Origin of the sequence: Kitasatospora sp. NPDC056800 (genome assembly GCF_042789775.1) — a bacterium.
Lineage (GTDB): Bacteria > Actinomycetota > Actinomycetes > Streptomycetales > Streptomycetaceae > Kitasatospora.
The window spans coordinates 30,394-40,238 of sequence record NZ_JBHUAL010000064.1; the positions used below are offsets into that span (position 1 = coordinate 30,394).

At 73.1% G+C, this 9,845-nt stretch carries 9 protein-coding genes; 6 read left to right on the forward strand and 3 right to left on the reverse strand.

Annotation, left to right across the window (positions count from 1 at the left end; translation table 11 throughout):
* Nucleotides 1–74: 74 nt before the first annotated feature.
* Nucleotides 75–233: a hypothetical protein gene (locus ACFRQN_RS16780; protein ID WP_181970410.1), complete on the reverse strand. Its 159-nt coding sequence runs from the start codon at nt 231–233 to the stop codon at nt 75–77.
* Complete coding sequence (locus ACFRQN_RS16785; protein ID WP_380741008.1) at nt 230–2,155, reverse strand: alpha/beta hydrolase family protein; 1,926 nt, start codon at nt 2,153–2,155, stop codon at nt 230–232. The genes ACFRQN_RS16780 and ACFRQN_RS16785 overlap by 4 nt, the downstream gene beginning before the upstream one ends.
* A 340-nt stretch (nt 2,156–2,495) precedes the next feature.
* Between ACFRQN_RS16785 and ACFRQN_RS16790 the strand changes: the two genes are divergently transcribed.
* Nucleotides 2,496–3,560: a polyprenyl synthetase family protein gene (locus ACFRQN_RS16790; RefSeq protein WP_380741013.1), complete on the forward strand. Its 1,065-nt coding sequence runs from the start codon at nt 2,496–2,498 to the stop codon at nt 3,558–3,560.
* Between the two features lie 55 nt (nt 3,561–3,615).
* Here ACFRQN_RS16790 and ACFRQN_RS16795 read toward each other — a convergent pair whose 3' ends face one another.
* Nucleotides 3,616–4,611 (reverse strand): helix-turn-helix domain-containing protein, encoded by a 996-nt coding sequence (locus ACFRQN_RS16795; RefSeq protein WP_049657682.1) that lies wholly within the window; start codon nt 4,609–4,611, stop codon nt 3,616–3,618.
* A gap of 162 nt (nt 4,612–4,773) precedes the next feature.
* Between ACFRQN_RS16795 and ACFRQN_RS16800 the strand changes: the two genes are divergently transcribed.
* From ACFRQN_RS16800 to ACFRQN_RS16820, 5 genes are all read left to right on the forward strand, one after another.
* Nucleotides 4,774–5,127 carry a hypothetical protein gene (locus ACFRQN_RS16800; RefSeq protein ID WP_380741009.1) on the forward strand — a complete coding sequence of 118 codons (354 nt, stop codon included), beginning with the start codon at nt 4,774–4,776 and terminating at the stop codon, nt 5,125–5,127.
* A 148-nt stretch (nt 5,128–5,275) separates the two neighbouring features.
* Nucleotides 5,276–5,434: a hypothetical protein gene (locus ACFRQN_RS16805; protein WP_380741010.1), complete on the forward strand. Its 159-nt coding sequence runs from the start codon at nt 5,276–5,278 to the stop codon at nt 5,432–5,434.
* Nucleotides 5,435–5,630: 196 nt separating this feature from the next.
* On the forward strand, nt 5,631–6,968 hold the full coding sequence (locus tag ACFRQN_RS16810) for an FG-GAP-like repeat-containing protein (protein ID WP_117486056.1): 1,338 nt from the start codon (nt 5,631–5,633) through the stop codon (nt 6,966–6,968).
* A 94-nt stretch (nt 6,969–7,062) separates the two neighbouring features.
* Nucleotides 7,063–8,220, forward strand: coding sequence for an FG-GAP-like repeat-containing protein (locus ACFRQN_RS16815; RefSeq protein ID WP_380741011.1), 1,158 nt, complete (start codon nt 7,063–7,065; stop codon nt 8,218–8,220).
* Between the two features lie 29 nt (nt 8,221–8,249).
* On the forward strand, nt 8,250–9,779 hold the full coding sequence (locus ACFRQN_RS16820; RefSeq protein WP_380741012.1) for an FG-GAP-like repeat-containing protein: 1,530 nt from the start codon (nt 8,250–8,252) through the stop codon (nt 9,777–9,779).
* Nucleotides 9,780–9,845: the final 66 nt, after the last annotated feature.

Below are 9,845 nucleotides of genomic sequence, written 5' to 3' on the forward strand. Positions count from 1 at the left end.
GGGGGGGGGGGGGGGGGGGGGGGGGGGGGGGGGGGCCGCGGGGCCCCGGCGCCCCCCCCCCCCCCCACGGGGGGTCACTTCTTCGCTTCCGGCTTCGGCTTCGGCTGCCCCTTCAGGGCAGGCGCGACCGGCGCGGCCTTGGTGATGTCGAGCGCGAAGTTCTGGACCACCACGGCGCCCCGGTCACGCTCCGGGGTGCTGATCGGGTCGTTCTGGATGCTGCGTCGCTTCATAGCTGTTCACCTCCTTCCATCGACTCGGCGGGAACCCCGGGGCGGTCGCCCCGGGGTGGCCGGGGGAGCGGTGGCGGCCAGGCGTGTTCGGCGAACCGGACCATCGCGGCCAGCACCGATCGGTGGTCGGCGGTCCGGCGGCTGTAGTGGCCGCCGTCCACCCAGAGCAGCTCGTGCGGCACCGCCAGCCGCCGCAGGTCCGCGGCGTACCCGGCGACCTGGTCGGGCGGGCACCGCTCGTCGGTCCGCGAGGCGACCAGCAGGACGGGCGAGCGGACCTGGTGCACGTACGTCCGCGGGTCGGCGGCTCGGTAGCGTTCGGGCACCTCGTCCGGGGTGCCGCCGAAGAGCTGCCGGTCGAGCTCGCGCAGTGCGGGGGTGGTGGTGCGGTACGTGGCGGGGTAGTCCGCGATCGGCTGCGCGGCCATGCCGAGCGACCACAGCTCCGGCTGCGCGCCCATCGCCAGCAGGGCCAGGTAGCCGCCCCAGGAGAAGCCGCACAGGCCGGTACGCTCCGCGAGCGCCGTACCGTCGGCGACCAGCTCGGCGCGGACGGCGGCCAGGTCCTCGATCTGCGCCAGCCCGACCCGGTGGCCGTACTCGTGCTGCCAGCGGGCGCCGTAGCCGGTGGAGCCGCGGTAGTTGGTGCGCACCACCGCGTAGCCGCGGTCGACCAGGGCGTTCACCCGCGGGTCGTAGGAGTCCCGGTCGTGGGTGGCGGGGCCGCCGTGGACCAGGAAGAGGGTCGGCCACGGGCCGGGGCCGACCGGGGTGCTGACGAAGCTGTGGATCCGCCCGTACGGCCGGGGCGTCCAGCGCCGGGTGCGGGAGGTGTCGCCGCCGTCCGGATCGGGGTGGTCGGCCGTCGCCGTGCCGGGGCGCAGGACCAGCGGGCGGGGCGGGGTCGACTCCCGGCTCCAGACGCAGTGCAGGGTGCCGTCCGGGGCACAGGACAGGTCGTGGATGGTGCCGCCGGGGGTGCTGATCTCCTGTACGCGCGGCTGTGCGTGCGACTGTACGCGCGACTGTGCGTGTGCCTGTACGTGCGTCGCCTCCTGTCCCGGCGGCGGGTCGAGGTCGGCGAGGAGGAGCCGGCTCCGCCCGGCCCGCTCGTGCTGGATCAGCACCCCGCGCGGCCCCTGGTACCAGCCGGCCGAGATCTGCGAGTCGAAGGAGAGCCCCGGGTGTCTTCGCAGGCCCGTGCTCGCCCGCCAGGTCGCGACGGTGTACCGCTCGTCCTCCTCGGCCACCAGGAGCAGCTCCGGTTCGTGCACCGCGAGCGGGTTGAACTCGATCGGCCAGAGCCGCAGTCGGCGGTTCCCGGCGAGCCGCAGCGGACCGTCCACCGGGGTGTCGTGCTGGGCGTCCGGCCGGGTGTCCGTCGGCCAGAGGACCACCGAGTCGTCCCCGTCGGGGCGCCCGCCGAGGGCGAGCAGCCGGCCGTCCGGCGACAGGTCGGCCAGGCTCAGGTAGCCCGGCGCCGAACCGACCAGCCGGGCCTCGCCCGCGGGCGGTCCGACGTAGCAGTGCGAGGCGCCGTCGACGCCGACGGCCACCGCCGCGAGCGCGCCCGTCCGGTCGAAGGCGACGCCGTAGGCCCGCCCGGGCGGCACGCCGTGCAGCGCCGCGCCGCCCGTTCCGTCCGTTCCACCCGCTCCGCCCGCTCCGCCTGTTCCGCCCGCGAACGGCTCGCGCCACCACCGCCCCTCCCCGGCGCTGTCGGCGTCGAACCACCAGATGGCCTCGCCGTCCGGTTCGATCTCGCTGAGGTGGACGCCTTCCGGTCGGTCGGTGACCACCCGGCGCCGACCCGTCCCCAGGTCCCAGGCGACCGCCTGCCAGCGCTCCTCGACGAGCCGGGTCTCGACCGCGCGGTCGGCCGCGAGCGCGGCGAAGCCGGGGGACTGGAACGCCTGCGTCATGGACCCGGCCCTTCCGGCTCGACGGCTCGATGGTGGGAACAGGCTGCGCTGAACGTCCCGGGGCCGGTGCGCCGGTGTGAAGGTCCGGTGAACCAGCGTGAAGAAAGGGTCACTTGCGGAAGATTGCCGCCACTCTAGGGAGACGCCGTGGCGGCGACCAGACCTTTCGCACAGTTGGCCGAAAGACGGCTGAAGTGACCGCCGGTAGGCGGTGATGCGGATGCGCCGGCAAGGCGCGGAGGCCACCGGCAACGGCCGTCCGCCCACGGGCCCGCCCCGACCCCGGCCGCGCGGCCGCGCCCGTACGGATGCGAGGCTGGGCCCCGTGAACGAGACGATCATGGCAGCCGCCCGCGAACGAGCCGCCGGACACCGGCGCCGGTTCGACCTCCGCTTCGAGGCCTACTTCGCCGCCCTGCCGGAGCGCCTCGACACGCCGCCGCTCAGCCGTTTCACCCCGCGCTGCCTGGAGTTGCTGCGGGACCTCTCACTGCGCGGCGGCAAGCGCCTGCGGGTCGCCCTGCTGTACGAGGCCGCCCGACTGGTGACGACCGACCCGGTACCCGGCCTGGCGGAGGCCGCGCTGAGCATCGAACTGCTCCAGACGCACGGGCTCGTCCACGACGACATCATCGACGACGCGCCCGTACGCCGCGGCGGCCCCTCCACCTACTACGCCTACCGCCGGGAGTTCCCGGCGGCCGACCGCACCGCCCTCGGCCTGGCCGTCCTGGCCGGTGACCTCGCCGCCTTCCTGTCGATGCGGGTCCTGCTGGAGGCGGACGTCCCCGCCGAGCTGCGCCAGGCGATGCTGGAGGTGCAGCTGAACGCGGGCGCCGAGACGGTCACCGGCCAGATCGTCGACCTCGAACGCGATTTCCGGTCGCTCCCGGACGAGGAGTTCCTGCACACCGTCTGCGAGTACAAGTCCACCCGGTACTCGGTGCTCGCCCCGCTGCGGCTGGGGCTGCTGGCCGCCGGCGAGGACCTGGCCGCCCACGACGCACGGCTGCGCCGCTACGCGACCCTGGTCGGCATCGGCGGCCAGCTGCGCGACGACTACCTCGACCTGTTCGGCGACGAGGACGCCACCGGCAAGTCCACCGGCGCCGACCTCCGCGCGGGACGCCGCAGCTACGCCGTGAGCGCCCTGCTCGCCGCCGCGGACGAGGCCCAGCGGGCCGTGGTGGAGTCCGCGCTCGGCGACCCGCACTGCCCGGACGACATGGTGGAGCACGTCCGCGAGCTGGCCCGGCGGCTGGGCGTGGACGGCAGGCTCCGCTCGGACATGCGCCGCTGCGCCGAGGCGGCCCGCGCCGAGGCCGAGGGCTGGCGCCCGCACTGGCGGGAGGAAGCGGTGGCCTTCTTCGCGGGCCTGCCGCTGTCGAACGTGGTGCCGGACTGACCGGACTGACCGCGCTGACCGGGCGGGTGCGGGCCCGCGTCCGAGGGAGCGCCGTTCAGACGCGGGCCGGGAGCCAGCCGTGCTGGACGGCGCGCACACCGGCCTCGAACCGGCTGCGGGCGCCGAGCCGCTCCATCAGTTCCGTGGCGATCCGCCGCGCCGTGCGCGGTGAGACGCCCAGCCGCTTGGCGATCGCCTCGTCGGTGTGCCCCTCGGAGAGCAGCCGCAGGGCGGCCGACTCCTGGCCGCTGAGGCCCCGGGAGTCGCGCACGGCGGGGCCCACCAGGGGCCGCGCGGCGTCCCAGACGTTCTCGAACAGGGCACACAGGGCCGTCAGCGTGCCGTGGCCGGTCAGCACCACGGCCGCCGCCGCCGTGTCGTCGCTGTTCACCGGGATGACGGCGGTGGCGCGGTCGACCACGATCATCCGCGTCGGCAGCGACGGCACGACCCGCACCTGTCCGCCCCGCGCGGCGAGCCACGCGGTGTACGCGACGGTCGGAGCGCTGTTGCCCGCGCTCTCCAGGTAGACGGTGCGGATCTTCACGCCGCGCCCGAGCAGCTCCTCGTCGAGCGGACGGGCCGCCTCGATGCTCTCCGGCGTGTGGGCGCCGTCGGGGGCGAAGGTCATCACCTCGTCCCTCACCTCGCGGGTGAGGGACGCCAGCCGGTCGCGGATCGCGTCCAGGCCGACCAGGTGCTCGACCCCGGCGTGCGCGGTGGCCGGACGGAGGTCCGAGAAGTCGGCGATGAGCTGCGCCGCCGCGACCCGGGAGGCCTCGATCCGCTGCTGCTGGACCGCCAGTTCGGCCTGTTGGCGGGCCATCAGGATCTCCATGCCGACGTCCGGCGAGACCGCGCGCAGCGCTCCGTCCCGCTCGTGCGAGGGCCGGACCAGGGCGAGCTCGCTGAGGGTGTCCAGCGCCGAGCGCACCTGCGCCTCGGTCAGTCCGACCGCTGCGCAGAGCCCCAGCACACCGTCCTGGGGACGGGCCAGCATGGCCCTGTACACGGCTTCCGAAGCGGTGTCCAAGCCCAGAACAGCCAGCATTTCCTACCCCCCGGTAGCGGTCCTGTGAACGATGCGCGCATGATCATCGCACGAAGATCCGCAGCTGGACCAGGGTTATCCCGTGGACCGTTCCGGCCACGGCCCGAAGCGTCCCGGGCGACCCCCTGTGCTCCGTCCGCGCGGCCTGGGAACGTCGGAGGCATGTACCTGATCCACGTTCAGCTGCTCGCCCCGGAGGGGGCGCCCCTGCCCGACGGCGTTGCCGACCTCGTCCGGTCCTTGGCGACCCCCGCGGACCGGCTGGAGCACGTCGCCGTCCACCCGCACGCCGTCCCCGACCCGGTGCTCGGCCTGTACCTCCTCGCCGACGGCCTCGCCGACGCCGAGTCCCGGGCCGCAGGGCTCTGCGAGCGGGCCGTGGCGTCCGCCGCACCGCTGCACGGCTGGTCCGTGGCCCGGGCCGGCGCCCCGCTCGTCTCCCCGTTCTACGAACTGGAACTGTCCCGATCCGGCCCCGCTGGACGGAACCGGCAGGGGACGTTTCCGTCCACCTGACATCCCTTCCGTCCGCCCCGGGCCCACGGCCAAGGTAGTGATCGCCGGCCGGGAGCACCGACCGGCAAGGCCACCAGGACGAAGCGTCACCGCGGGACGCACGGTCTGGCCGCCCCCACTCGGCCCACCTCCGTGGAAGGACCCCACCATGCTGCGCACCCGTCTCGCCAAGGCCGCCGCGGTCGTCACCCTCGCCGTCGCCGCCGCGCTGCCCGTCGTCGCCCTGTCCGTCGCCGGGCACGCCACCGCCTCCGTCTCCCGCGTCGAGGCCGCCGACGTGCACGACGAGAACATGATCTGGCAGTAGCCGGCACCGCCGCGGGCGCCCACGACCGCTGCTCCTGCAGGGCAGCCGTCCCGCCCCGCGCCCACTGAACACCGGTCCCGGTCTCCGGCGGGCCGGCACGGTCTCCGTGCCCGTCGCCACCGCCCGACCCGCGGACCGTTCCTCACCGTCGCACCACGCCTGTCCCCGCCATGCCCGAAACAGGAGAAAACCCACCATGCGCAAGCGTTCCCTCCGCACGCTGGTCACCGCCGCCTTCGCCACCGCCGCGGTCACCCCCGTCCTCATGCTGACGGGAGCCCAGATCGCCGTCGCCAGCGTCGGGTCGAACATCGTCGGCACCGCAGAGGCCAACCTCGGCCACGGCGCCTGCGACACCAACAGCGCCGGCGGCAGCGGCTACTACACCAGCTGCGGCGAGTCCTGGTGCGCCGACTTCGCCCGCTGGGTCTGGGCGCAGAACGGCGTCAACGTCTCGGGGCTGACCTCCGGGGCCGGCAGCTTCGGACAGTACGGCTCCGGTCTGCACTCGACCCCCCGCGTCGGTGACGCCGCCGTCTTCAACTACAACGGCTCCGACTACGCGGAGCACGTCTCGCTGGTCGTCTCGGTCAACTCCGACGGGTCCGTCGGCACCATCGGCGGCAACCAGGGCAACAGCCAGGTCACCCGCGGCACCATCACCGCCGGCGGGATGTACGGGTCGAAGCACGTCAGCGGCTACGTGTCGCCGATCGGCGGCCGGGGGTCCTCGGCCGGTACGGAGTCGGGTGGGGCGGGTCGGGTGCGGTGGGCGGACTTCGACGGTGACGGCCGTGCGGACTACGTCATCCTGAACGACAACGGTTCGGCGCGGGTGTTCCTGAACAAGGGTGGTGACGGGCACGGTGGTTGGAGCGACCTGGGGCAGGTCACGACGGGGATGACCAGCGACCGCAGTCGGGTGCGGTTCGCGGACTACGACGGTGACGGTCGTGCGGACTACATCCTGATCAACGGTGACGGTTCGGTGCGGGTGTTCCTGAACAAGGGTGGTGACGGTCACGGTGGTTGGAGCGACCTGGGGCAGGTCGCGACGGGGCTCACCGCCAACCCCGCCCAGGTCACCTTCGCGGACTTCGACGGTGACGGTCGTACGGATTACGTCATCACCCAGCCGGACGGTGCGGTGGGTGTCTTCCGCAACACCGGTATCGGCAGCTGGAGCGACCTGGGCAAGGTCGCCGGCGGTGTCACGGCCGACACGTCGCGGATCAAGTGGGCGGACATCGACGGTGACGGGCGTGCCGACTACAACATCGTGAACCCGGACGGCAGCATCACCAGCTACGTGAACCACGGTGGTGACACCGGTGGCGGCTGGACCCTGCGTTCCAAGATCACCACCGGTCTGACCAGCAACCAGAACACCGTCGACCTGGCCGACATCAACGGTGACGGCCGGGCCGACTACCTCGTGACCACCGGTCCGACCACCGCCTTCCTCAACAACGGCGGAGACGACCGGAACAACCCCGGCTGGATCGACTACGGCCAGATCGCCGCCGGCGCCTGAACCGGTCCCACCCGAGGCGGGGCGCCGCGCGCCGGGTGCCCGCGGTGTCCCGCCACCCACCTGATCGATCGCCCTTAGTGAAGAGAGTGAATCCTTGAACCCGCGCCGTAGCATCCCGGTCTCCCTCGCCGTCCTCGCCGCAGCCTGCGGACTCGGCGCGGGCACCGCCAACGCCGCCTCGGTCAGCACCTGGGACAAGGTCGCCCAGTGCGAGAGCACCGGGAACTGGAGCATCAACACCGGCAACACCTACTACGGCGGGCTGCAGATCAGCCTGGCGAACTGGCAGCACTACGGGGGCACCGCGTACGCGGCCCGCCCCGACCTCGCCACCAAGCGGCAGCAGATCCTGATAGCCGAGAAGATCCTCGCCGACCAGGGCGCCGGGGCGTGGACCTGCGCGCCGGGCACGGGTCTCGCCACCGACCACGCCAACCCGTACCCCAGCGGGGCCGGTACGGAGTCGGGTGGGGCGGGTCGGGTGCGCTGGGCGGACTTCGACGGTGACGGCCGTGCGGACTACGTCATCCTCAACGACAACGGTTCGGCGCGGGTGTTCCTGAACAAGGGCGGTGACGGCCACGGCGGCTGGAGCGACCTGGGGCAGGTCACGACCGGGATGACCAGCGACCGCAGCCGGGTCCGCTTCGCGGACTACGACGGCGATGGCCGTGCGGACTACATCCTGATCAACGGTGACGGGTCCGTCCGGGTCTTCCTGAACAAGGGTGGTGACGGCCACGGTGGTTGGAGTGACCTGGGCCAGGTCGCGACGGGGCTCACCGCCAACCCCGCCCAGGTGACCTTCGCCGACTTCGACGGTGACGGCCGCACCGACTACGTCATCACCCAGCCGGACGGTGCGGTGGGTGTCTTCCGCAACACCGGGATCGGCAGCTGGAGCGACCTGGGCAAGGTGGCCGGAGGTGTCACCAGCGACACGTCGCGGATCAAGTGGGCGGACATCGACGGTGACGGGCGCGCGGACTACAACATCGTGAACCCGGACGGCAGCATCACCAGCTACGTGAACCACGGTGGCGACACCGGTGGCGGCTGGACCCTGCGTCCCAAGATCACCACCGGTCTGACCAGCAACCAGAACACCGTCGACCTCGCGGACATCAACGGTGACGGCCGTGCCGACTACCTCGTGACCACCGGTCCGACCACCGCCTTCCTGAACAACGGCGGAGACGACCGGAACAACCCCGGCTGGATCGACTACGGCCAGATCGCCGCCGGCGCCTGAACCGCGACCGGAAACAGGGAAGGAACCCCGTGAAGCGCACCACCACACTCGCCATGGCCGCGGTGACCGCAGTGGCCGCACTCGCCGCCGTGGCCCCCACCGCGTCCGCCGCCGCACCGACGCCCGCCCCGGTCCTGCGGGTGATGCCGCTCGGCGACTCGATCACCGCCGGGTACCGGAGCACCACCGACGCCGGGTACCGCGGACCGCTCGCCGACCTGGTGGCCCAGCAGAACCGCTACACCGTCGACCTGGTGGGCTCGCGCGGCAACGGCGCGGTGCTCGACCCGGACAACGAGGGCCACAGCGGGTCCATGGTCAACGACCTTCTGGCCGGAGTCGACGGATGGCTCGCCGCCGCCCAGCCGGACGTCGTCCTGCTCCACATCGGCATCAACGACCTGGACCGGGGCACCGACAAGGCGCACGCCGCGGACCGGACGTCGGCGCTGATCGACCGGATCCTGGCCGACCGGCCGGGGGTGACCGTCCTCGTGATGGGCCTGATCCCGACCACGCCGAACCTGACCGCCCAGGTGGCCGACTACAACAGCGCCCTGAGCCAGGCCGTCCTCGCGAAGCAGGCCCAGGGCCGCAAGGTCCGCTACACCGCCGCGCCCGCGCTGACCCCGGCCGAGATGGCCGACGGGCTGCACCCCGACGACCTGGGCTACCAGCGGCTGGCGCAGACCTTCGACCAGGCCCTGGACCGCGCCTTCACGGACGGCCTGGCCGCCCCGGCCCCGGTGCACCACGCCGGTACGGAGTCGGGCGGGGCGGGCCGGGTGCGCTGGGCCGACTTCGACGGCGACGGTCGCGCCGACTACATCGTCCTCAACGACGACGGCTCGGCCCGGGTCCTCCTGAACAAGGGCGGTGACGGCCACGGCGGCTGGAGCGACCTCGGGCAGGTCACGACCGGGATGACCAGCGACCGCAGCCGGGTCCGCTTCGCGGACTTCGACGGCGACGGCCGCGCGGACTACATCCTGATCAACGGCGACGGGTCCGTCCGGGTGTTCCTGAACAAGGGCGGTGACGGCCACGGCGGCTGGAACGACCTCGGCCGGGTCGCGAGCGGGCTCACCGCCGACCCCTCCCAGGTCACCTTCGCCGACTTCGACGGCGACGGCCGCGCCGACTACCTCATCACCCAGCCGGACGGCGCCGTGGGCGCCTTCCTCAACCGGGGCGGCGACGGCCACGGCGGCTGGATCGACGACGGCAAGGTCGCCGGCGGTCTCACCACCGACCGCGGCCGGGTCCGCTTCGCCGATCTCGACGGTGACGGGCGGGCCGACTACAACGTCATCAACCCGGACGGCTCCATCACCACCTTCCTGAACAAGGGCGGCGACGGCCACGGCGGCTGGACCGACTACGGTCGGACGGCGACCGGGCTCACCACCGACCAGACCACGGTGGCGCTGGCCGACATCAACGGTGACGCCCATGCCGACTACCTCGTCACCACCGGCCCCACCACCGCCTTCCTCAACAACGGCGGTGACGGCCACGGCGGTTGGACCGACTACGGCCGGATCGCGGCGGGCGTCTGAGCCGGCGGGTCATTGATCGACCCGCGTGGCGCGATGCGCGGGGCGGTGGTCTTCACGGTGGGGAAC

Excerpts from the sequence above, each read along its gene's own strand:
- ACFRQN_RS16780 (WP_181970410.1), bottom strand. The coding sequence starts at position 233 with ATGAAGCGACGCAGCATCCAGAACGACCCGATCAGCACCCCGGAGCGT.
- ACFRQN_RS16785 (WP_380741008.1), bottom strand. The coding sequence starts at position 2,155 with ATGACGCAGGCGTTCCAGTCCCCCGGCTTCGCCGCGCTCGCGGCCGAC.
- ACFRQN_RS16790 (WP_380741013.1), top strand. The coding sequence starts at position 2,496 with ATGGCAGCCGCCCGCGAACGAGCCGCCGGACACCGGCGCCGGTTCGAC.
- ACFRQN_RS16795 (WP_049657682.1), bottom strand. The coding sequence starts at position 4,611 with ATGCTGGCTGTTCTGGGCTTGGACACCGCTTCGGAAGCCGTGTACAGG.
- ACFRQN_RS16800 (WP_380741009.1), top strand. The coding sequence starts at position 4,774 with ATGTACCTGATCCACGTTCAGCTGCTCGCCCCGGAGGGGGCGCCCCTG.
- ACFRQN_RS16805 (WP_380741010.1), top strand. The coding sequence starts at position 5,276 with ATGCTGCGCACCCGTCTCGCCAAGGCCGCCGCGGTCGTCACCCTCGCC.
- ACFRQN_RS16810 (WP_117486056.1), top strand. The coding sequence starts at position 5,631 with ATGCGCAAGCGTTCCCTCCGCACGCTGGTCACCGCCGCCTTCGCCACC.